The sequence below is a fragment of the Pseudomonas sp. GW823-FHT03E05 genome, assembly GCF_058796855.1.
The window spans coordinates 499,918-520,793 of the sequence record NZ_JBXAJB010000002.1; the positions used below are offsets into that span (position 1 = coordinate 499,918).

Sequence of the window (20,876 nt, forward strand, 5' to 3'; positions counted from 1 at the left end):
CACCGAATACTGGCCGATTCATCATGATTCAGGAAAGGATTCCCCCGAGCGTCGCTCAGAAAAAAACCTGACGCCTTGGGCAAAATTCGCGCTCCACGCAGCGACGAGGTCCCATTCCGTGATGGTTCGACGACACCTCGTCCACGAGCCAACCTGACCAGGCATATGGCGCACAATGACTTCTAAAAACAAACCTGCCAACGCAGTCTCCGAGATGACGCTGACCTCCCCCACAACTAGCCCCTCAGACCCGAAGCCATTGTCCAGTTCACGCCCCCTGTCGACTCAGCAGTACCTGTATTTCACCGAAACCAATACCGACCGCATCCTCGACAACCTCGACGGTCTGCGCGACACGGTGTTCCCGCGGCCACCGCACCTGGAAGGCGAGCCGGACAACCGTCGCGACCAGGAATTTCCTTCGGTCTGCCTGATCGGCCTGGGCCGCTGCGGCTCCAACATCGCCCTGGATGTGGCCGAGCTGGTGTACAACGCCCGCAAGTTCTACCTCAACGAATTCAATAACGAAGACAAGGCCTACGAAGGCGGCTACAGCCCGGGCCAGTGGATCCGCCAGAACCTGCGCCTGGGCCAGAACAAGGCCAGCAAGCCGGTGTTCCTGGTGGAACCGCTGGTGATGCTCGGCGACCTGGACAAGGACATTGCCGGGCGCATCCGTTTCTCGCGCAAGGGCGAGAAAAGCGGCTTCATCCGCGACTACAGCAAGATGAAGATCATGGACCTCTCGGAAGTCCACGCCGGTGGCGCCGGTAACGCGCCGATCCTCGGCCAGTACCTGGCCAAGATCATCCTCAACAAGGACACCCAGCGCTTCTCCAGCCCCGACTGGAAGATGATCCACTCGTACCTGATCGACTCCTGCGGGATCAAGGCCAACCAGTCGCGCCTGTACTTCTCGATCTTCAGTGCCGGCGGCGGCACCGGCTCGGGCATGGCCTCGGAATTCGGTCTGGCCCAGCAGTACTCGTACATGAACAAGACCTTCGACACCAAGCCGATGGACGAGCACGACAGCAAGAGCGGGCACTCCTTCGTCTTCGAGCCGATCTTCACCAGTGGCATCTGCGTGCTACCGAACATTTCGGACCATCGCAGCGAAATGTCCGAGGCGCTGCACATCAACGCCGGCCGCCTGCTGTGCAAATACCTTTCGGAAGAGTGGGACTTCTCCTACAACTTCGACAATGAAGACAGCAGCGAAGCCAGCGTCATGGGACGGATCCGCCCCTGGAACGCGATGATGCTGATCTCCAACGACATCATGCGCTACGCCGAAGAAAGCGATGACGGCAACATCCAGAACATCGACGTCAACGCCATGGAGAAGCACGCCAACCAGTACATCTCCCAGCAGATCTTCAACATCCTCACCGCCCAGGCGGTGACCACCGACTACGACCAGAACTACTTCCGGCGGGCCGGCATCGACATCGGCGAAACCATCCGCCTGGATGCCAACGACCTGTTCATGAGCCTGGCGGGCCCGGTGGCGATCGCCTATGCCGAGTCCGTGGTGCCGGAGCAGCCGGTGCCCACCGGCGACAAGTTCAAGGTGTTCGAAAAAGAACCCCAGCGCCTGAACATCGACGACCTGTTCTTCCGCTCCATCGACCTGCCGCACTTCAACAAGGTGACCCAGGCCATCGAGGGCATCAGCCTGCTGCCGATCGAGTCCAAGCGCTACCGCGCGGCCCTGGAGCAATACAAGGCTTCGGGTTATGACGCCGCGGCGCTGCATGACCTGCACTTCTTCAAGAACTGCTCGTCGGTGGTATCGATCGTGTCCCTGCCCAAGGACTACAAGCTGTCCTACATGGACCTGAACCGGCTCAAGACCCACCTCAACAGCCTGTTCCCCAACACCACCCTCAAGCGCTACGCGCTGGTGATCGGCGCTTCGGCCAACCTGTCGCTGACCACCCTGATCGCCAAGAGCCCGTGCCTGTCGGATGACTTCCTGACCCTGATCGTGGCCTTTATCAAGCGTTGCTTTGCGCGTAATCCATACCGTTTCGACGACACCCTGGACAACTCGGTGCTGGATTTCATCGTCAGTGACCAGTTCGATGAAGACCGCATCGACGATCTGCTCAACGAATTCGAGAACCCGGCGAAGATCCTCGACACCAACTGGTATGCGATCAAGCCGATGTACGAGAAGAAGTACCGCGAGCTGATCAACGACAAGGACAAGTTCGTCTCGATCAACGACATCCGCCTGTCCCGGGATTGCGTGAAGAAGGCCATCAAGTACCTGCGGGAAATCTACCGCCACCGTATCGGCAAGACCCGGGTCATCTCGCTCAACAGTCACACGGGCAAGACCGCGTATTAAGAAGGGCTTCGCCGGCCAGCCGGCTCCTGCACGGCAGGGAAAAACCTCCTGTCCTGTGGGAGCCGGCTGGCTGGCGAATGGTCAATTTGCTCACATCGCGAAACAATTAAGCAGCTCGTCGGCCGGGCTTGAAACTGTTCCCCTTCCGTGAACGTCACCCTGAGGGAAAAGCCCGTGGGGCCTTTCTCTACGGCAAGGTGCCATCACTGGATTCACGGTTACTCGGCTACACACTTTTGTCCGACAAAAACCCGCCCCTTATCGGTGCACGCTCCTAGCGTTATGCCCTTTCCTGGATCAGGATCCAGGGTGAAACCACCACCGCCCACAGCGTCGGATCACGTTCCAGCAGATCGGATGCCCGCGTCGCAGACAGTTTCTCGACCTTTCCTTCGGCCAGCCAGGCCGCCACTTTTTCTGCCTGGTTCTCGGCCACGGCCTGGGCCGCCTCGATCAGATCCAGGTCGGCCTCGACCCACAATAGGGCACCCTTGGCGAAGAACGGCTCCAGTTCCTTCCAACTGATAGATGCGGTCTCACCAAGCAGCTTGGCATAGAGGGTGCTAGGTTCTTGAGTCATGGGACTGTCCAGAAATGAAATCGGCGCAATCATAACGTCGGGGCTCTGGCAGAAAAACCCAGAAGCAAGCGCGACACCGATCGAGAAGCTCAGAAGCGCCAGGGACTGACGCCGAACCGGGCGCAAGCCACGCCGCAAATCTGTCTTTTTCTTTCAATTAAGCGACACCCCGCGTTTTTGCCCCCAGCAGCCAGCTTTTCAAGCGAACAACCGGCGCTCTACACTGTACCGGTACAGTTGCCAGGGGCATTTTCCGACGGGTATTCACGAAATATCTGATTCGGTTCTGCGACCAAGGCCGCCGGAACTATAAAAATTACAACAGTAAGAGTGGAGCACTATGAATAAGGCTACTAAGCAGATTTCCAAACTGTTTGCCGCTATGGTCCTGGCCGGGGTTGCCAGCCATTCGTTCGCAGCTGACACCATCAAGATCGGTATCGCCGGCCCCAAGACCGGCCCTGTAGCCCAATACGGCGACATGCAGTTCAGTGGCGCGAAAATGGCCATCGAACAGATCAACGCCAAAGGCGGCGTCAACGGCAAGAAGCTCGAAGCCGTTGAATACGACGATGCCTGTGATCCCAAGCAAGCCGTGGCAGTCGCCAACAAAGTGGTCAACGATGGCGTCAAGTACGTGGTCGGCCACCTGTGCTCCAGCTCCACTCAACCTGCTTCCGACATCTACGAAGACGAAGGCGTGATCATGATCACCCCGGCTGCCACCAGCCCGGACATCACCGCCCGTGGTTACAAGATGGTGTTCCGCACCATTGGCCTGGACAGCGCCCAGGGCCCTGCCGCCGGTAACTACATCGCCGACCACGTGAAACCCAAAGTGGTTGCCGTGCTCCACGACAAGCAGCAGTACGGTGAAGGCATCGCCACCGCCGTGAAGCAGACCCTGGAGAAGAAAGGCACCAAGGTCGCCGTATTCGAAGGCATCAACGCCGGCGACAAGGACTTCTCTTCGCTGATCGCCAAGCTCAAGCAGGCCAACGTCGACTTCGTCTACTACGGCGGCTACCACCCTGAGCTGGGCCTGATCCTGCGCCAATCCCAGGAAAAAGGCCTGAAGGCCAAGTTCATGGGCCCGGAAGGCGTGGGTAACGACTCCATTTCGCAGATCGCCAAGGATGCTTCCGAAGGCCTGCTGGTCACCCTGCCTAAATCCTTCGACCAGGACCCGGCCAACGTGGCCCTGGCTGACGCGTTCAAGGCCAAGAAAGAAGACCCGAGCGGTCCTTTCGTATTCCCTTCCTACTCCGCAGTTGAAGTCATCGCCGGCGCCATCACCAACGCCAAGAGCGAAGACGCGGCCAAGGTGGCTGAAGCCATCCACGCCGGCACCTTCAAAACCCCTACCGGCGACCTGAGCTTCGACGCCAAGGGCGACTTGAAAGACTTCAAGTTCGTGGTCTACGAGTGGCACTTCGGCAAACCTAAAACCGAAGTTTCCCCTCAGTAAGGCGCGGCCTGACTGACTGCCAATAAAGCCCACGGCGTGCCGTGGGCTTTGTTTTACGAATGTATGGGCCTGTGTTCCGTGATCCGGAATCCCGCCCACCTGAAAATCTCAAAACCGTCATCAGCGGTTCGCTGGCAAAACCCAGCCCGAAGTGGGTGCAGATCCACGGGGCCTGGGCGGGAAAATGACTCCACCAGTGAAATGCGTATCAGGTTTTTAGGAGCGTTGTAATGCCTGACATCTATCACTTTTTCCAACAGCTGGTTAACGGTCTCACCGTTGGCAGCACGTATGCCCTGATCGCCATCGGCTATACGATGGTTTACGGCATCATTGGAATGATCAACTTCGCCCACGGCGAGGTGTACATGATCGGTTCCTACGTGGCGTTCATCGCCATCGCCGGGCTGGCCATGATGGGACTCGACAGCGTCCCGCTCTTGATGACCGCAGCCTTCATCGCGAGCATCGTCGTCACCAGTGCCTACGGCTACAGCATCGAACGGATCGCCTACCGCCCCTTGCGGGGTAGTAACCGCCTGATCCCGCTGATCTCCGCCATCGGCATGTCGATCTTCCTGCAGAACACCGTTCTGCTGGCGCAGGACTCCAAGGACAAATCCATTCCCAACCTGATCCCGGGCAACTTCTCCATCGGGCCAGGCGGCGCACATGAAGTGCTGATTTCCTACATGCAGATCGTGGTATTCGTGGTGACCCTCATCGCCATGCTCGGCCTGACGCTGTTCATCTCCCGTTCTCGCCTGGGTCGCGCCTGCCGCGCCTGTGCCGAGGACATCAAGATGGCCAACCTCCTGGGGATCAATACCAACAACATCATCGCCCTGACCTTCGTGATCGGCGCCGCGCTGGCGGCCATCGCCGCCGTGCTGCTGAGCATGCAATACGGTGTGATCAACCCCAACGCCGGTTTCCTGGTGGGCCTGAAGGCCTTCACCGCAGCGGTCTTGGGCGGCATCGGCAGTATCCCGGGCGCGATGCTCGGCGGGCTGGTGCTGGGGGTGGCCGAAGCCTTTGGTGCCGACGTGTTCGGCGACCAGTACAAGGACGTCGTGGCGTTCGGCCTGTTGGTTCTGGTGCTGTTGTTCCGTCCGACCGGCATTCTGGGCCGTCCGGAGGTTGAGAAAGTATGACTAGGAATCTTAAATCGGCGCTGTTCAGCGCCTTGTTGGTCTGGGCTGTCGCCTACCCGGTGCTGGGCCTGAAACTGACCATCGTCGGCATCAACCTGGAAGTCCACAACACCAGCCCGACCATTCTTGCCACCATCGCGGTGTGCTCGGTGCTGATGTTCCTGCGGGTGCTGTTCCATAGCCAGATCAGCGCCGCCTGGAAGTCCTCTCCCAGCATGCCGTTGATCCCGGCCAAGGCCAGCAACTTCCTGACCCTGCCCAGCACCCAGCGCTGGATCATCCTGGCGTTGATCCTTGGCGCCCTGGTCTGGCCGTTCTTCGGCTCCCGCGGGGCGGTGGACATTGCCACGCTGATCCTGATCTACGTGATGCTGGGCCTGGGCCTGAACATCGTGGTCGGCCTGGCCGGCCTGCTGGACCTGGGTTACGTGGGTTTCTACGCCGTCGGCGCCTACAGCTATGCGCTGCTGTCGCACTACTTCGGCCTGAGCTTCTGGATCTGCCTGCCGATCGCCGGCCTGATGGCGGCCACTTTCGGCTTCCTGCTGGGCTTCCCGGTGCTGCGCCTGCGGGGTGACTACCTGGCAATCGTGACCCTGGGCTTTGGCGAGATCATCCGTCTGCTGCTGCGCAACATGACCGATCTCACCGGCGGCCCCAACGGCATCAGCAACATCGAGAAGCCGACCTTCTTCGGCCTGACCTTCGAGCGCAAGGCAGCAGAAGGCATGCAGACCTTCCACGAGTTCTTCGGCCTGCAGTACAACTCGATCAACAAGGTGATCTTCCTCTACCTGGTGGCCCTGCTGCTGGCACTGGCGGCGCTGTTCGTCATCAATCGCCTGCTGCGCATGCCCATCGGCCGTGCCTGGGAAGCCTTGCGTGAAGACGAGATCGCCTGCCGTGCCCTGGGCCTGAACCCCACCGTGATCAAGCTCTCGGCCTTTACCCTGGGCGCCGCGTTCGCCGGTTTCGCCGGCAGCTTCTTCGCCGCGCGCCAAGGCCTGGTGACCCCGGAATCCTTCACCTTCATCGAGTCGGCGATCATCCTCGCCATCGTCGTGCTGGGTGGCATGGGCTCGCAGCTGGGTGTGATCCTGGCGGCGATCGTGATGATCCTCTTGCCTGAAATGATGCGTGAATTCAGCGAATACCGGATGTTGATGTTCGGCGCCATGATGGTGCTGATGATGATCTGGCGTCCTCAAGGTCTGCTGCCCATGCAACGTCCTCACATGGAGCTGCGCAAATGAGCCGTGAGATCCTCAAAGTAACCGGCCTGTCGATGCGCTTCGGCGGCCTGCTGGCGGTCAACGGCGTGGCCCTGACCGTCAAGGAAAAACAAGTGGTGGCATTGATCGGCCCGAACGGTGCCGGCAAGACCACGGTGTTCAACTGCCTGACCGGTTTCTACCAGCCCAGCGCCGGCAGCATCCTCCTGGACGGCGAGCCGATCCAGGGCCTGCCGGGCCACAAGATCGCCCGCAAGGGCGTGGTGCGTACCTTCCAGAACGTGCGGCTGTTCAAGGACATGACCGCGGTCGAGAACCTGTTGATCGCCCAGCACCGGCACCTGAACACCAACTTCCTCTCCGGGCTGTTCAAGACCCCGGCGTTTCGCAAGAGCGAGCGCGAGGCCATGGAGTACGCCGGCTACTGGCTGGACAAGGTCAACCTGCGGGAGTTCGCCAACCGCCCCGCCGGCACCCTGGCCTATGGTCAGCAACGGCGCCTGGAAATCGCCCGCTGCATGATGACCCGCCCGCGGATCCTCATGCTCGACGAGCCAGCCGCCGGCCTCAACCCCAAGGAAACCGAGGACCTCAAAGCGCTGATCAGCGTGCTGCGTGAAGAGCACAACGTCACCGTGCTGCTGATCGAACACGACATGAAACTGGTCATGAGCATTTCCGACCATATCGTGGTGATCAACCAGGGCACGCCCCTGGCCGACGGCACGCCGGAACAGATCCGCGACAATCCCGAAGTGATCAAAGCCTACCTGGGGGAAGCGTAAATGCTGCAGTTCGAAAACGTTTCCACCTTCTACGGCAAGATCCAGGCGTTGCACAGCGTCAACGTCGAGATCCGCCAGGGCGAGATCGTCACCCTGATCGGCGCCAACGGTGCCGGCAAGTCCACCCTGCTGATGACCCTCTGCGGCTCGCCCCAGGCCCACAGCGGCAGCATCCGTTACCTGGGTGAAGAACTGGTGGGGCAAAGCTCGGCGCAGATCATGCGCAAGAGCATTGCCGTGGTGCCGGAAGGCCGCCGGGTATTCGCCCGCCTGACCGTGGAAGAGAACCTCGCCATGGGCGGCTTCTTCACCGACAAGGGCGACTACCAGGAGCAGATGGACAAGGTCCTGGAGCTGTTCCCACGGCTCAAGGAGCGCTTCACCCAGCGCGGCGGCACCATGTCCGGCGGTGAACAGCAGATGCTCGCCATCGGCCGTGCGCTGATGAGCAAGCCCAAGCTGCTGCTCCTGGACGAACCGTCCCTGGGCCTGGCGCCGATCATCATCCAGCAGATCTTCGACATCATCGAACAGCTGCGCCGCGACGGCGTGACGGTGTTCCTGGTGGAGCAGAACGCCAACCAGGCGCTGAAGATCGCCGACCGCGCCTATGTGCTGGAAAACGGCCGGGTGGTGATGCAAGGCACCGGTGAATCGCTGCTGACCGATCCGAAGGTGCGTGAAGCCTACCTGGGCGGCTAAGCACCTGCGTCACTGAAAACGGCCCTTCGGGGCCGTTTTTTTTATTCCGGGATAAAAAACTGCCCCGGGCTGTAACGAATCCCCATGAGCCTTCTCTAGAGGGGTAAGCAAGCACAGATGCTTCCTTACCCCAACCGTACTGGAGAAACATCATGAGCAACACTCGTACCCTGTCCGCCACTGCCCTGGTCCTGGCCCTGGGCTCTGCCCTCAGTGTCGCCGCCCTGCCCACCACCGCCCATGCCGCGGACGACATGGAAAAGTGCTTCGGCGTGGCCATGAAGGGCAAGAACGATTGCGCCGCGGGCGCCGGCACCACCTGCGCCGGGACCTCCAAGGTCAACGACCAGGCCAACGCCTGGAAGCTGGTACCCAAGGGCAGCTGCGAGAAAACCGCCAGCAGTACCTCGCCTACCGGGTTCGGCCAGCTCGAAGCCTTCAAAGCCAAGTCCTGATCCTGCGCCTGCCTGAGTGTCGACGATGAACACCGCCCCGCTGCACCACCCTGGCCACGACATTCAGGCGCGCGCCTCCAGCCTGCCGCCCCGCGCCGGGCTGGGGCTCAAGACCGAGCATTTCAAACACGTGCTGGAAGAGCAGCCCGACATCGGTTTCTTCGAGGTGCATGCGGAGAACTACATGGTGGCGGGCGGCCCTTTCCACCATTACCTGGGCCTGATCCGCGAACGCTACCCGCTGTCGCTGCACGGTGTCGGCCTGTCCATCGGTGGCGAAGGCCCCCTGGACCTGGCTCACCTGGAGCGGCTGGCCGGCTTGATCGAACGTTATCAGCCCCAGTCCTTTTCCGAACACCTGGCCTGGTCCAGCCACGGCCCGGTGTTCCTCAACGACCTGCTGCCCCTGGCCTACGACGGGCCCACCTTGCGCCGGGTCTGCGAGCACATCGACCAGGTGCAGAACCAACTGGGACGAACCATGCTGCTGGAAAATCCGGCCACCTACCTGCAATTCCAACGCTCGACCCTGGACGAGACCGACTTCATCCGCGAAGTGGTCCAGCGCAGCGGCTGCGGCCTGCTGCTGGACGTCAACAACCTCTATGTGTCGTGCATCAATCACCAGCGCGATCCCCTGGCCTACCTGCAAGCACTGCCGCTGCAGGCAGTGGGCGAGATTCATCTGGCCGGGTTCGCCGAAGACCGGGACAGCCTCGGTGACCGTCTGTTGATCGACGATCATGGTGCCCCGGTCGACGCTGCGGTCTGGGCCCTGTACCAGGAGGTGCTGGGGCTCATCGGCCCGATGGCCACCCTGATCGAGCGCGACAACCACCTGCCGGCCTTTGCCACCCTGATGGCCGAGGCCAGCCAGGCAGAGGCGCTGTTGCTCGGCGCCCAGGTGCAGCCATGAGCGGCCAGGGGGAATTCGCCAGGGCCCTGCTGAGAGCCGAACCGGGCTGCCCACAGGGGCTGTCCAGCAGCAACGGCGCCGATCCGGCCAGCCGCTTCGCGGTCTATCGCAACAATGTGCAGGCCTCGTTGAGCAACGCCCTGGCCGAGTCATACCCGGTCGTCATGCAATTGGTTGGTCGCGAGTTTTTCAACGCCATGGCCGCGCTCTACATCCGGGACTTCGCCCCCGCCAGCCCTCTGCTCAACGACTATGGCCGGGACCTGGGCGACTTTATCCAGGGCTTCGGGCCGGCCGCCGGCCTGCCCTACCTGGCCGACATGGCCCGCCTTGAACGGCTGCGGGTCGAGGCCTACCACGCCGCCGACGCCCGCCCCCTGGAGCCGTCACGGCTACTGGCGGCGATGAACCAGCCCGACCGCCTCGGCCAGGCGCAACTGCTCCTGCATCCGTCACTGCGCACCCTGCACTCCGGCTACGCCGTAGTGAGCCTGTGGGCGGCGCACCAGAGCGACCAGCCCTGGCCGGCTTTCGACCTGCAGCAGGGGCAGAACGCCCTGGTGCTGCGCAACGCCCTGGAGGTCGAGGTGATCGCCGTGGATACCGGCGCCATGACCTTCATTGAAGCCCTACGCAACCACTGGCCGCTGGAAATCGCCGCGGCCCATGCCCTGGACGCCCAGGCCGACTTCGACCTGGGCCAGTGCCTGGGCCTGCTGCTCGGCCACGGCGCTCTTATCGACCTGCAACCCCAGAAGAAGGCCTGACCATGAGCACCCAGACAGAAACACCCATTGCCGGACTGGTGAATCGGATCATTCAAGGGTTTGAGCGCATTCCCTACAGCCTGATCGCCTTTATCGCGCGTTTTTCCATTGCCGCGGTGTTCTGGAAATCCGGACAGACCAAGGTCGAGGGGCTGGCCATCGACCTGGTCGATGGCACCTTCCAACTGGGCTGGCCGCGCCTGGCGGATTCGACCATTCCCCTGTTCAAGAGCGAGTACCACGTGCCCCTGTTGACGCCGGAAGTGGCGGCGCACCTGGCGGCCTTTGCCGAGCATTTTTTCCCGATGCTGATCCTGCTGGGCCTGGCCACGCGCTTTTCCGCCCTGGCGTTGCTGGGGATGACCCTGACCATCCAGCTCTTCGTCTACCCGGACGCCTACCCGACCCACGGCACCTGGGCGGCGATCTTCCTGCTGTTGATGGCCCGCGGCCCGGGCGTGTTGTCCCTCGACCACCTGCTGGCCCGGCATTTTCGCCACCGTCCTCTGTAGCCGCTGCCGCAGGCTGCGAAAAGGGCCGCAGGCCCATCAAGTTCACAAACGACGGTAAAGCCGGAGGAAGCTACAAACGATCCAGCGCCTCACCGCTGCGACGAAACCAGTCCATCAGGTAATCGGCCAGCACCTGGGTACGCTTGGGCAGGCCGCCCTGATAGGAGTGCACCAGGTACATCGGCATGCTGCGGGTCTGGTAGTCCCGCAACAGCCAGCGCAGGCGGCCGTCCGCCAGTTCGCTGTGCAGCACATAGGACGGCAGCCGGGCGATCCCCGCGCCTACCAGGGCAGCCTTCTTCAGGAGGTTGTAGTGGTTGCTGGCGAAGGGGCCGCTGACCCGCACCCGCAACAGTTCATGGCGCTGGTGGTACAACCACTCTTCCCGACCGCTGTAATGGCTATTGAGCAGGCAGCGATGCCCGGCCAGCTCCTGAGGCGTGCGCGGCTCGCCGTATTGCTCCAGGTAGGCCGGGCTGGCGCAGGTCATTTCATGCCAGGCCAACAGCGGCCGGGCCACCAGGCGCTGGTCGTTGGCCACCTCCGAGCGCACGGCCAGATCGAAACCCTCCCGGGTCAGGTCGCGGTAGCTGTTGTTCAGGTCCAGCTCGATCTGCACCTGGGGATAGTGCCGGGAGAACTCCAGCAGCAGGCCGTCGAAAAAGGTTTCCCCCAGGGAGACCGGGACGGTGAGGCGCACCGGCCCGGCCATATCGTCCTTGAGCCGGGCCAGGGCCTGGTGGGCCCGCTCGACCTGAGCCACCAGGGCCTGGGCCTGGGGTAGCAACGCCGCGCCGGCGGCCGTGAGGTCCAGGCGCCGGGTGGTGCGTTGCAGCAGTACCACGGCGTAGCGGGCTTCCAGGGCGCTGATGCGTTTGGAGAGCTGGCCCTTGCTGCACCCCAACCGCTGGGCCGCCAGGGTAAAGCTGCCGGCTTCCACCAGCACCGCAAATGCCGCCAGGTCATCCATCTCGCTCATGGATTGTTTCCATTTGAAAACCAAAGGTTGCCTATTAGCGCGTTAATCCATGAAAAAAACCACTCTAGACTGCAACCTCACCCCCCTTTTCGAGGAACAGCCCATGAAGATTCTCTTGATCGGTGCCAATGGCACCATTGGTTCGGCGGTCGCGCGGGAGCTGGAACAACGTCACGAAGTGGTGCGCATCGGCCGTACCAGCGGTGATTTCCAGGTGGATATCAGCGACAGCCAGTCGATCCGCGCGCTGTTCGAAAAGACCGGGCGCTTCGATGCGCTGGTGTGCGCCGCCGGTAACGTGACCTTCGCGCCGCTGGGGGAAATGACTGCCGAGCACTTCAGCCTGGGCCTCGAGGACAAGCTGATGGGCCAGGTCAACCTGCTGCTGATCGGCCGCGAGTACGCCAACGACGGCGCCTCCTTCACCTTCACCACTGGCGTACTGAGCCATGACCCGATCCGCAGCGGCGCCTCGGCCGCCCTGGTCAACGGCGCCATCGACAGCTTCGTGAGGGCCGCTGCCATCGAACTGCCCCGGGGCCTGCGGGTCAACTCCATCAGCCCCAACGTGCTGCTGGAAGCCATGGGCAGCTACGCGCCCTACTTCCGTGGCTTCAAGCCGGTGCCGGCGGCCGACGTGGCCCTGGCCTACGCCAAGAGCGTGGAAGGCCTGCAGACCGGCCAGACCTACCGCGTCGGCTAAGCCCGTTTGTGCAAAAGCCGGCTTGTGCGGGAGCTGGCTCGCCTGCGCAGGCGTCCTACCGAACCACACAAGGCTCCTGGGCCTCTTCGCCGGCAAGCCGGCGCCTACAGTGGATGGCGCTACTGCGTTCAATCCGGGGTTGTGGTGGCCGGGCGGGCTGCGTAACGTGTCGGACTTCCGCCTGGAGGCCCAATGATGCGCACCGCCCGTTCCCTGCTTTGTTTCGCCCTGTTGCCGCTGTTTGCCGGCTGCCAGATGCTGCCGATGTTCAACCAACAGCCCCAGGCGCCGTCCATGGCCGGGTTGACCCGGATGCAGGGTGAACTCAGTGCCGCCGATGGCAAGCTGCTGTTCAAACCCTGCACCGAAGACCGCCGTTATGTGGTCAACGATGGCGGCAACACCAGTGTGCTGCAGGAAGCGGCAACCCTGGCCGAGAAGCAGGGCAAGCTGTTTGCCGACCTGCGGGGCAAGTTCTCCGCCAGTGCCAGCAGCGACGGCCAGCTGGACCTTCGCCAGCTGTACCGCGTCGAGCGCTCCGCCAGCGCCTGCAGCGATCCGAACTTCCAGCGCCTGATCCTGCGGGCCGGTAGCAAGAACCCGGCGTGGAACGTCGATGTCAGCGCCAAGGGCATGATGATCGAACGCGCCGGCCAGCCGACCCTGGCCCTGCCCTATCTGGAAGAACAGCTGGGGGATGGCCGCTTCAACCTCACCAGTGAAGCCAATCACCAGCGCGTGGAGCTGTGGGTGGCCCCGCAACGCTGCGTCGACCCCGTCACCGGCAGCGTTCAGCACCTGAGCGCAGAGCTGCGGGTGGACGGCCAGGTGCAGCGCGGCTGCGGCTATTTCGGCGGCTCGCGCAACGACTGATTCGACGAGCAGCGGTTTTAGCCTCACGGCCAAGGTGGTTTGCGGCTTATAATCGCCGGTTTGTGCAAAGCAAGCCGGCGCACTGTTGCGCACCGCCTACCCCGGATCCTGTCATGTTACGAATCACCGAACTCAAGTTGCCGATCGACCATCCCGATGAAGACCTGCGCGCCGCCATCGTGCAGCGCCTGGGGATCGCCAGCGATGAGCTGCTCGATTTCACCTTGTTCAAGCGCAGCTACGATGCGCGCAAGAAGTCTTCCGAGCTGTGCTTCATCTACACCATCGACCTCAGCGTGCGCGACGAAGCGCCGCTGCTGCTCAAGTTCGCCGACGACCGTAACGTCAACCCGGCGCCGGATGTCAGCTACAAGGTGGTGGGCCAGGCTCCGGCCGACCTCAGCCAGCGGCCGATCGTGGTGGGCTTCGGCCCCTGCGGGATCTTCGCCGGCCTCTTGCTGGCGCAGATGGGCTTCAAGCCGATCGTCCTCGAGCGTGGCAAGGAAGTGCGCCAGCGCACCAAGGACACCTGGGGCCTGTGGCGCAAGAGCGTGCTCAACCCCGAGTCCAACGTGCAATTTGGCGAAGGCGGCGCCGGGACCTTCTCCGACGGCAAGCTCTACAGCCAGATCAAGGACCCGCAACACCACGGCCGCAAGGTGCTCCACGAGTTCGTCAAGGCCGGTGCGCCGGACGAGATCCTCTACGTCAGCAAGCCGCACATCGGCACCTTCCGCCTCACCGGCGTGGTGGAAAACATGCGCCAGCAGATCATCGCCCTGGGCGGTGAAGTGCGCTTCGAGCAGCGGGTTACCGACGTGCTGATCGAAGACGGTCAACTGCAAGGTGTGGAACTGGCCAGCGGCGAACAACTGCATTCGCGGCACGTGATCCTGGCCCTGGGCCACAGCGCCCGCGACACCTTCCGCATGCTCCATAGCCGCGGCGTGTACATGGAAGCCAAGCCGTTCTCGGTGGGCTTTCGTATCGAGCACCCGCAATCGCTGATCGACAGCGCGCGCCTGGGCAAGTACGCCGGCCACCCGAAACTCGGCGCCGCCGACTACAAGCTGGTGCACCACGCCAAGAACGGCCGTTCGGTCTACAGCTTCTGCATGTGCCCGGGCGGTACCGTGGTGGCGGCGACCTCCGAGCCGAACCGGGTGGTGACCAATGGCATGAGCCAGTACTCGCGCAACGAGCGCAACGCCAACTCCGGCATCGTCGTGGGCATCACCCCGGAAGTGGATTACCCGGGCGGCCCGCTGGCAGGCATCGAGTTGCAGGAGCGCCTGGAGTCCCACGCCTTTGTCCTGGGTGGCAGTAACTACCAGGCCCCGGCGCAGCTGGTGGGCGACTTTATCGCCGGCAAGCCCACCACCGCCCTGGGCAGCGTCGAGCCGTCCTACAAGCCCGGCGTGACCCTGGGTGACCTGGCCCTGGCCTTGCCGGACTTTGCCATCGAGGCCATTCGTGAAGCCCTGCCGGCCTTCGAACGGCAGATCAAGGGCTACTCGCTACATGACGCGGTGCTGACCGGTATCGAGACCCGCACCTCATCGCCGCTGCGCATTACCCGCGACGCCTCGATGCAGAGCTTGAATGTGAAGGGGCTGTACCCGGCCGGTGAAGGCGCCGGTTATGCCGGTGGGATTCTCTCCGCCGGGGTCGACGGGATTCGCATTGCCGAAGCCGTGGCCCGCGACATTCTCGGCATCCAGGCCTGAGGGACGGGCCCTTTCGCCGGCAAGCCGGCTCCTACCGCCTACCGTAGGAGCTGGCTTGCCAGCGAAGGCGTCGTCCAGAACAACGCAAGGCTCAAGGGCCTCTTCGCCGGCAAGCCAGCGCCTACGACAAGTTCAGATACCGGCGCGCAATACGCTGGCAGGTAGCGCCTCACCACGCTCGACACTGGCGGCTACCGCCTCGATCAACACCGTCAGTTCATAACCCTGCTCTGCCAGCCACTGCTCATCGTAGTAGGTGGTTGCATAGCGCTCGCCCCCATCACACAGAATCGCCACGATCGACCCCGACTCGCCGGCCGCAACCATCTGCTGCGCGGCCATCAGCGCGCCGATCAGGTTGGTGCCGCTGGAGCCGCCAACCCGACGACCCAGGCGCTGGGCCAGATAATGCATGGCCGCCAGGGACAGGGCATCCGGCACCTTGACCATGGCATCGATCACCTTGGGCAGGAACGAAGCCTCGACCCGCGGCCGGCCGATGCCCTCGATCCGCGAACCGCAGTCCAGGCGCAGGCTGGCGTCGCCACTCTGGTAATAGTCGAAGAACACCGAGCGCTCGGCGTCGGCACACAGCACCCGAGTGCAGTGCTGGCGATAGCGCACGTAGCGCCCCAGGGTCGCGGTGGTACCACCCGTGCCCGGGCTGGAAATCAGCCAGCTGGGCTCCGGGTACCGCTCGAAACGCAACTGCTGGAATATCGACTCGGCGATGTTGTTGTTGGCCCGCCAGTCGGTGGCGCGCTCGGCATAGGTGAACTGGTCCATGAAATGGCCGCCGCTCTCCCGGGCCAGGCGCTCGGACTCGGCGTAGATCTGCGTCGGGTCCTGCACCAGGTGGCTCTTGCCACCATAGAAGGCGATCTGGGCAATTTTCTCCTGGGAAGTGGTCGCCGGCATCACGGCAATGAACGGCAGCCCCAGCAGCCGGGCGAAATAGGCTTCGGAGATCGCCGTGGAGCCACTGGAGGCCTCGATCACCGGCGCGCCGGGCTTGAGCCAGCCATTGCACAGGGCATAGAGGAACAGCGAGCGGGCCAGGCGATGCTTGAGGCTGCCGGTGGGATGGCTGGATTCATCCTTGAAATACAGCTCGATGCCCGGCAGGCCCGGTAACGGCAGCGGGATCAGGTGAGTGTCGGCGCTGCGCTGGAAGTCGGCTTCGATGATACGGATGGCCTCACGGGCCCACTGGCGATTGTCGCTCATGCTCTATTCTCGTTGGATCGCACGCCGTACCGGCGCAAGAAGATGAAATGCACCCAGCATAGGTGATCCAGGCTCGCGACGGGCAGGCGCCTTTTCCTGGAAAAAATGCCCCGTCAGCCGCTGCGGACGGACATGTTAGGAAATATCCTGCCCCCCTTACAGGTACAGCTATGAAGCAATTGGAAACACAACTGCAAGGGGGATTTTTCAGCAGCCCGCTTGCCTTCTGCATATAACAAAAAAGAATATAACTTTTGTTTTAACAACTAACTGTACGGGTTAGGGTGTGCCACCTTTTTAGTTTTTAGATGGAGAGCGACCTTGCCTCTGCGTAGCACTTTCACTCGTTTCTTTGCCATGGAAGCTGCCAGCGGTCTGTTATTGATCGCCGCTGCCATCCTGGCCCTGATTATCAACAACTCCCCCCTGTCCTGGCTGTACAACGGCCTGCTGGAAACCCCGGTGGTGGCCCAGGTTGGCGCCCTGAAGATCGCCAAGCCGCTGCTGCTGTGGATCAACGATGGCCTGATGGCACTGTTCTTCCTGCTGATAGGCCTGGAGGTCAAGCGCGAAGTGCTGGAGGGGCAGTTGGCCAAGCCGTCGCAGATCGTCCTGCCCGGCGCAGCGGCCATCGGCGGCATGCTGGTGCCGGCGCTGATCTACTGGTTCCTCAACCGTGACAACCCGCCCGCCCTCAATGGCTGGGCGATTCCCACCGCCACCGACATCGCCTTCGCCCTCGGGGTGCTGGCCTTGCTGGGCAAGCGGGTGCCGACCTCGCTGAAACTGTTCCTGATGACCCTGGCGATCATCGATGACCTGGGAGCGATCGTGATCATCGCGATCTTCTACTCCGGCACGCTGTCGACCCTGTCGCTGATGCTGGCTGGCGCCTGCATCGCCGCCCTGGTAGCGATGAACCGGATGGGCGTGGTCAAGCTCGGACCCTACATGATCATCGGCCTGATCCTCTGGGTCTGCGTGCTCAAGAGCGGGGTCCACGCGACCCTGGCCGGCGTGACCCTGGCCTTCTGCATACCCTTGCGCACCCGCAACGCCGAACCCTCGCCGCTCAAGGCGCTGGAACACGCCCTGCATCCCTGGGTATCGTTCGGCATCCTGCCGCTGTTCGCCTTCGCCAATGCCGGGCTGTCGCTGAGCGGCGTGACCCTCGAAAGCTTCACCCACCATGTTCCCATGGGGATCGCGGTCGGCCTGCTGCTAGGCAAGACCATCGGCGTCTTCGGCCTGACCTGGATGGCAGTGAAAACCGGTATCGCTGCCTTGCCGTCCGGGGCCAACTGGGGCCAGGTGCTCGGCGTGGCGATTCTGTGTGGTATCGGCTTCACCATGAGCCTGTTCGTCGGCTCCCTGGCCTTCGAGCCCGGCAGCAGCGAATACGCCGGCATGGACCGCATGGGCATCCTGACCGGTTCACTGTTTGCGGCCCTGATCGGTTACGCCGTCACCGCCGCTGCCAGCCGCAGGAACAACACCCTGGCGTCCTGATCCGCAGCGCTTGGCCAGGCTGAAAACACAAAACCCCGACCAGTTGCCTGGCCGGGGTTTTGTTTTGTAGCAGGGAGGGTCAGCGGGTAACGCGGCTGGTACCGTTGACCGTCATGATGCGCACGCGGTCGCCCACGCGGAACACTTCGTTTTCCTGAACCTGCTGCACATAGGCACGCATGCTGCCGTCGTCTTCACGCACGGTGATTTCAACGCCCTGGGTACGGGTCAGGCCTTCTTCAGTGGCCGAGCCCAGCAGGCCGCCGGCTACTGCACCGATAACTGCGGTGACGATGCTGCCACGGCCGCCGCCGATGGCGCTGCCGCCAACGCCGCCGATCACAGCACCTGCAGCGCCGCCGATCGGGGTCTTGGTGCCTTCGATTTTCACCGGACGCAGGGATTCGATGGTGCCCATGCGCACGGTTTGCACACGACGCGCTTCATCACGGGAATAGGAGTCACCGGTCAGGTTGGAGGCACAGCCACCGAGCAACATTGCCATCGTGGTGAAGGATGCAACCAGCAAAACAGACTTACGCATAGGATCAACTCCAAAGGACAGATAATCATTAGACTCCGCAGCTTGACGCCTGTCACGGCGTCGCCCGGATAAAATTGCTTTCATTCAGCCAAAGTACAGGCTGCGTAAACGCCAGGCTTTCTCATTACGGTAGCTCCAGCTCCCTGCATAGCGCCACCGAACAAAGGATTTTCCATGGACTACTTCATCATCATCGCAACCACCGCAGCTGGCTTGTATTTCCACTGGTGGCTGTATGTACGCATCAAGCGTTGGACCGATCGGGACCTGGCCCTCTCCCTGGCCGGAACCGATGCCCAGAAGAAGCAATTCATGCTGGAGCAACTGGCCGAGGCCCAGCGCCAGAAAGTAAAACGCCGGGACCTGCCGCAATGGCTGGAAACCGCTGCGGCCGGCTACCCCGGCGAGTGACCTGCAATCCGATCAAGGAGCCAGACGTTCGCGGACCCACTCCTGGCCTTGCAGGCGATAGTTCAAACGGTCATGCAGTCGGCTGGGGCGCCCCTGCCAGAACTCGATGCGCTCCGGCAGCAAGCGATAACCACCCCAGTGTTCCGGGCAATCGGGCTGGCTATCGCTGAAGCGAGCCTCAGTGGCCTTGAGCAACTCTTGCAGTTCGTCACGATCGGCGATCACCCGGCTCTGCGGTGAAGCCCAGGCTCCCAGCCGGCTGCCCAGGGGGCGCACCTGATAATAGGCATCGGACTCCTGTGGAGTGACCTTGACCACCCGCCCTTCAATCCGCACCTGACGCTCCAGGGTCGGCCAGAAGAACGTCATGGCGGCGAAGGGCCGTGCAGCCAGCTGCTGGCCCTTGGCGCTCTCGTAGTTGGTGAAGAAGGTGAAGCCCTGCTCATCCAGGCCCTTGAGCAACAGGATGCGGCAGTGGGGGCGACCATCGGTATCGACGGTCGCCACGGTCATGGCATTGGCTTCCACCGGCGGTTGCTCGGTTTTCACCGCATCGGCAAACCACTGGTGGAACAGCGCAAAAGGTTCAGCCGGGGCCTGCGCCTCGGACAAGCCGTCGCGAGTGTAGTCGCGGCGCATATCAGCCAGGGACTGAGTCATGCCTGCTTCCTTATCCTTGAAAATCAGTTTTTAGCCTGGGCGGTAGCCGTTGCGGTCTTCGAAGAGGCGGCGGCCTTCTTCACCGGAGCCTTCTTGGCTGCCGGCTTCTTGGCCACGGTAGCCTTCTTCGCAGGCGCCGCTTTCTTGGCAGAAGCCGCGGGTACTGGAGGCACGGCATCCTGTACGGCAACCATTTCAGTCTCGGAAGGCGTCGGCTGGTTGTACTTGCTCAGCAGGCCCAGCATGGTGCTGCGCTGGGTCAGCATGATTTCCACCCGACGGTTCAGCGAGCGACCCTGGGGGCTGTCGTTGGCGGCACGCGGCATCACCGAACCCATGCCACGCAGCATCAGGCGGTCCTGCTTCAGGCCGCTGAGACTGAAGATTGCCGCTACGGACTGGGCACGATCACGGCTCAGTTTCTGGTTGGCCAGGGTCGGGCCGGTGGCGTCGGCATGGCCGAGAATCAGTACGGCAGTCTTCGGATCACCTTCCACCGCCTTGGCGACGCGGGTGAACGGACCCAAGGTGACCGGCAGCAGCATGGCTGGACGATCCGGGTTGAACGAGGCATCTACCAGCGCAGTGACCACCAGCACGTTTTCACGACGCTCGATCTGCAGCTTGCTGTCCTTCACCGCTTCGCGCAGGCGTGGCTCGTAGTCGTCCAGCCAGGCCTGGGTGATTTTCGGGTCGGGCATCGGGATGTCCGCTACATTGACCTTGCTCAAAGGCTTGGGCTGGCTCTTGGGGAACGGCCACCACCAGTGGGTTTCGGAGTCGGCTGCCGCTGCCACTGCCGGCGCTGGGGCAGGCTCGGCCTTCTTCGCTTCGGCCACTGGCTTGTCGGAAGAATCCTTGGAGGAGAACGGCCACCACCACTTGCTGCTCTCGGCCTTGGCGGCAGGAGCGGCAGGGGCTGCGGCAACGACCGGCGCTGGAGCTGGAGCTGGAGCGGGCTCGGCAGCAGCGACAGGCGCCGGCTTGGCGCCAGCAGCGGCCTTGGCGGCAGGGGCCGGGTGCTTGCCAGCGGCTGTGTTCTTGGCAGCAGGGGCCGGTGCAGCGGCCTTGGCCACTACCGCAGGCTTGCTTGCAGAAGCGGCAGGTGCGGCTTCAGTGGTGGCAACCGGCTTTTCAGGCGCAGCTGGGGTTTCCTTGCTGCTGGCCTTATCGGAGCCGAATGACCACCAGTGGCCGCCATCCGCTTCATTTTGTGGGGTTTGCGCGCAACCGGTGACGGTCAGGCAGATGGCCAAGGCTAGAGACTTGTTCGACGACATGGGATATCCACAAAATGAGATAAAAAATTCGGTCTA

The 20,876-nt window shown here is 62.6% G+C and carries 21 protein-coding genes; 15 read left to right on the forward strand and 6 right to left on the reverse strand.

The window, feature by feature from the left end; all coding sequences use genetic code 11:
* Positions 1–175 precede the first annotated feature (175 nt).
* Positions 176–2,356, forward strand: coding sequence for a hypothetical protein (locus AC1RCO_RS09990; RefSeq protein ID WP_011059644.1), 2,181 nt, complete (start codon positions 176–178; stop codon positions 2,354–2,356).
* A gap of 280 nt (positions 2,357–2,636) precedes the next feature.
* Here the strand turns inward: AC1RCO_RS09990 and AC1RCO_RS09995 are convergent, their stop codons facing one another.
* A complete protein-coding gene (locus tag AC1RCO_RS09995) occupies positions 2,637–2,936 on the reverse strand; it encodes a DUF2288 domain-containing protein (protein WP_019094472.1) in 300 nt (99 codons plus the stop codon).
* Between the two features lie 340 nt (positions 2,937–3,276).
* On the opposite strand from AC1RCO_RS09995, the gene AC1RCO_RS10000 reads away from it, so the two are divergent.
* From AC1RCO_RS10000 to AC1RCO_RS10040, 9 genes are all read left to right on the forward strand, one after another.
* A complete protein-coding gene (locus AC1RCO_RS10000; protein WP_011059642.1) occupies positions 3,277–4,404 on the forward strand; it encodes a branched-chain amino acid ABC transporter substrate-binding protein in 1,128 nt (375 codons plus the stop codon).
* Positions 4,405–4,634: 230 nt separating this feature from the next.
* On the forward strand, positions 4,635–5,558 hold the full coding sequence (gene livH, locus AC1RCO_RS10005; RefSeq protein WP_011059641.1) for a high-affinity branched-chain amino acid ABC transporter permease LivH: 924 nt from the start codon (positions 4,635–4,637) through the stop codon (positions 5,556–5,558).
* A complete protein-coding gene (locus AC1RCO_RS10010; RefSeq protein WP_011059640.1) occupies positions 5,555–6,811 on the forward strand; it encodes a high-affinity branched-chain amino acid ABC transporter permease LivM in 1,257 nt (418 codons plus the stop codon). Before livH ends, AC1RCO_RS10010 begins: the two co-directional genes overlap by 4 nt.
* Positions 6,808–7,575 (forward strand): high-affinity branched-chain amino acid ABC transporter ATP-binding protein LivG, encoded by a 768-nt coding sequence (gene livG / locus AC1RCO_RS10015; protein ID WP_047284217.1) that lies wholly within the window; start codon positions 6,808–6,810, stop codon positions 7,573–7,575. The genes AC1RCO_RS10010 and livG overlap by 4 nt, the downstream gene beginning before the upstream one ends.
* Positions 7,576–8,277: an ABC transporter ATP-binding protein gene (locus AC1RCO_RS10020; RefSeq protein ID WP_015634412.1), complete on the forward strand. Its 702-nt coding sequence runs from the start codon at positions 7,576–7,578 to the stop codon at positions 8,275–8,277. It begins immediately after the preceding gene.
* Between the two features lie 152 nt (positions 8,278–8,429).
* On the forward strand, positions 8,430–8,732 hold the full coding sequence (locus AC1RCO_RS10025) for a BufA1 family periplasmic bufferin-type metallophore (RefSeq protein WP_011059637.1): 303 nt from the start codon (positions 8,430–8,432) through the stop codon (positions 8,730–8,732).
* 25 nt (positions 8,733–8,757) lie between these two features.
* The gene (gene bufB, locus AC1RCO_RS10030; RefSeq protein WP_220223807.1) at positions 8,758–9,648 is read left to right on the forward strand and encodes an MNIO family bufferin maturase; all 891 of its coding nucleotides are present in this window, start codon (positions 8,758–8,760) and stop codon (positions 9,646–9,648) included.
* Positions 9,645–10,415, forward strand: a complete 771-nt coding sequence (locus AC1RCO_RS10035; RefSeq protein ID WP_065364456.1) for an HvfC/BufC N-terminal domain-containing protein — start codon at positions 9,645–9,647, stop codon at positions 10,413–10,415. Before bufB ends, AC1RCO_RS10035 begins: the two co-directional genes overlap by 4 nt.
* Positions 10,416–10,417: 2 nt before the next feature.
* The gene (locus AC1RCO_RS10040) at positions 10,418–10,927 is read left to right on the forward strand and encodes a DoxX family protein (RefSeq protein ID WP_065364457.1); all 510 of its coding nucleotides are present in this window, start codon (positions 10,418–10,420) and stop codon (positions 10,925–10,927) included.
* Between the two features lie 70 nt (positions 10,928–10,997).
* Here the strand turns inward: AC1RCO_RS10040 and AC1RCO_RS10045 are convergent, their stop codons facing one another.
* Positions 10,998–11,906 (reverse strand): LysR family transcriptional regulator, encoded by a 909-nt coding sequence (locus tag AC1RCO_RS10045; protein ID WP_072451117.1) that lies wholly within the window; start codon positions 11,904–11,906, stop codon positions 10,998–11,000.
* Between the two features lie 103 nt (positions 11,907–12,009).
* Between AC1RCO_RS10045 and AC1RCO_RS10050 the strand changes: the two genes are divergently transcribed.
* From AC1RCO_RS10050 to AC1RCO_RS10060, 3 genes are all read left to right on the forward strand, one after another.
* Entirely contained in the window at positions 12,010–12,609 is a 600-nt protein-coding gene (locus AC1RCO_RS10050; RefSeq protein WP_011059632.1) for a short chain dehydrogenase, read from the forward strand.
* A gap of 195 nt (positions 12,610–12,804) precedes the next feature.
* Positions 12,805–13,482: a COG3650 family protein gene (locus AC1RCO_RS10055; RefSeq protein ID WP_041120567.1), complete on the forward strand. Its 678-nt coding sequence runs from the start codon at positions 12,805–12,807 to the stop codon at positions 13,480–13,482.
* Between the two features lie 113 nt (positions 13,483–13,595).
* Complete coding sequence (locus AC1RCO_RS10060) at positions 13,596–15,209, forward strand: NAD(P)/FAD-dependent oxidoreductase (RefSeq protein WP_011059630.1); 1,614 nt, start codon at positions 13,596–13,598, stop codon at positions 15,207–15,209.
* Between the two features lie 132 nt (positions 15,210–15,341).
* On the opposite strand, the gene AC1RCO_RS10065 is transcribed toward AC1RCO_RS10060, so the two are convergent.
* Positions 15,342–16,436, reverse strand: coding sequence for a PLP-dependent cysteine synthase family protein (locus AC1RCO_RS10065; RefSeq protein ID WP_011059629.1), 1,095 nt, complete (start codon positions 16,434–16,436; stop codon positions 15,342–15,344).
* Between the two features lie 321 nt (positions 16,437–16,757).
* Here AC1RCO_RS10065 and nhaA point away from each other — a divergent pair, with 321 nt between their 5' ends.
* Positions 16,758–17,945 (forward strand): Na+/H+ antiporter NhaA, encoded by a 1,188-nt coding sequence (nhaA, locus tag AC1RCO_RS10070; protein ID WP_011059628.1) that lies wholly within the window; start codon positions 16,758–16,760, stop codon positions 17,943–17,945.
* 79 nt (positions 17,946–18,024) lie between these two features.
* On the opposite strand, the gene AC1RCO_RS10075 is transcribed toward nhaA, so the two are convergent.
* Positions 18,025–18,489 (reverse strand): outer membrane lipoprotein, encoded by a 465-nt coding sequence (locus tag AC1RCO_RS10075; protein WP_011059627.1) that lies wholly within the window; start codon positions 18,487–18,489, stop codon positions 18,025–18,027.
* Positions 18,490–18,663: 174 nt separating this feature from the next.
* Here AC1RCO_RS10075 and AC1RCO_RS10080 point away from each other — a divergent pair, with 174 nt between their 5' ends.
* Positions 18,664–18,900, forward strand: a complete 237-nt coding sequence (locus AC1RCO_RS10080; RefSeq protein WP_011059626.1) for a hypothetical protein — start codon at positions 18,664–18,666, stop codon at positions 18,898–18,900.
* Positions 18,901–18,912: 12 nt separating this feature from the next.
* On the opposite strand, the gene pdxH is transcribed toward AC1RCO_RS10080, so the two are convergent.
* Together pdxH and AC1RCO_RS10090 are read right to left on the reverse strand one after the other, a co-directional pair.
* Positions 18,913–19,560 carry a pyridoxamine 5'-phosphate oxidase gene (gene pdxH / locus AC1RCO_RS10085; RefSeq protein WP_011059625.1) on the reverse strand — a complete coding sequence of 216 codons (648 nt, stop codon included), beginning with the start codon at positions 19,558–19,560 and terminating at the stop codon, positions 18,913–18,915.
* A 23-nt stretch (positions 19,561–19,583) separates the two neighbouring features.
* The gene (locus tag AC1RCO_RS10090) at positions 19,584–20,840 is read right to left on the reverse strand and encodes an OmpA family protein (RefSeq protein WP_220223802.1); all 1,257 of its coding nucleotides are present in this window, start codon (positions 20,838–20,840) and stop codon (positions 19,584–19,586) included.
* Positions 20,841–20,876: the final 36 nt, after the last annotated feature.

Coding starts and splice junctions, on each gene's coding strand:
- livH (WP_011059641.1), top strand. CDS start 4,635: ATGCCTGACATCTATCACTTTTTCCAACAGCTGGTTAACGGTCTCACC.
- AC1RCO_RS10060 (WP_011059630.1), top strand. CDS start 13,596: ATGTTACGAATCACCGAACTCAAGTTGCCGATCGACCATCCCGATGAA.
- AC1RCO_RS10075 (WP_011059627.1), bottom strand. CDS start 18,489: ATGCGTAAGTCTGTTTTGCTGGTTGCATCCTTCACCACGATGGCAATG.
- AC1RCO_RS10040 (WP_065364457.1), top strand. CDS start 10,418: ATGAGCACCCAGACAGAAACACCCATTGCCGGACTGGTGAATCGGATC.
- AC1RCO_RS10090 (WP_220223802.1), bottom strand. CDS start 20,840: ATGTCGTCGAACAAGTCTCTAGCCTTGGCCATCTGCCTGACCGTCACC.
- AC1RCO_RS10065 (WP_011059629.1), bottom strand. CDS start 16,436: ATGAGCGACAATCGCCAGTGGGCCCGTGAGGCCATCCGTATCATCGAA.
- AC1RCO_RS09995 (WP_019094472.1), bottom strand. CDS start 2,936: ATGACTCAAGAACCTAGCACCCTCTATGCCAAGCTGCTTGGTGAGACC.
- AC1RCO_RS09990 (WP_011059644.1), top strand. CDS start 176: ATGACTTCTAAAAACAAACCTGCCAACGCAGTCTCCGAGATGACGCTG.
- bufB (WP_220223807.1), top strand. CDS start 8,758: ATGAACACCGCCCCGCTGCACCACCCTGGCCACGACATTCAGGCGCGC.
- AC1RCO_RS10025 (WP_011059637.1), top strand. CDS start 8,430: ATGAGCAACACTCGTACCCTGTCCGCCACTGCCCTGGTCCTGGCCCTG.
- AC1RCO_RS10045 (WP_072451117.1), bottom strand. CDS start 11,906: ATGAGCGAGATGGATGACCTGGCGGCATTTGCGGTGCTGGTGGAAGCC.
- AC1RCO_RS10035 (WP_065364456.1), top strand. CDS start 9,645: ATGAGCGGCCAGGGGGAATTCGCCAGGGCCCTGCTGAGAGCCGAACCG.
- AC1RCO_RS10055 (WP_041120567.1), top strand. CDS start 12,805: ATGCGCACCGCCCGTTCCCTGCTTTGTTTCGCCCTGTTGCCGCTGTTT.
- AC1RCO_RS10050 (WP_011059632.1), top strand. CDS start 12,010: ATGAAGATTCTCTTGATCGGTGCCAATGGCACCATTGGTTCGGCGGTC.
- AC1RCO_RS10010 (WP_011059640.1), top strand. CDS start 5,555: ATGACTAGGAATCTTAAATCGGCGCTGTTCAGCGCCTTGTTGGTCTGG.
- livG (WP_047284217.1), top strand. CDS start 6,808: ATGAGCCGTGAGATCCTCAAAGTAACCGGCCTGTCGATGCGCTTCGGC.
- AC1RCO_RS10020 (WP_015634412.1), top strand. CDS start 7,576: ATGCTGCAGTTCGAAAACGTTTCCACCTTCTACGGCAAGATCCAGGCG.
- AC1RCO_RS10080 (WP_011059626.1), top strand. CDS start 18,664: ATGGACTACTTCATCATCATCGCAACCACCGCAGCTGGCTTGTATTTC.
- AC1RCO_RS10000 (WP_011059642.1), top strand. CDS start 3,277: ATGAATAAGGCTACTAAGCAGATTTCCAAACTGTTTGCCGCTATGGTC.
- pdxH (WP_011059625.1), bottom strand. CDS start 19,560: ATGACTCAGTCCCTGGCTGATATGCGCCGCGACTACACTCGCGACGGC.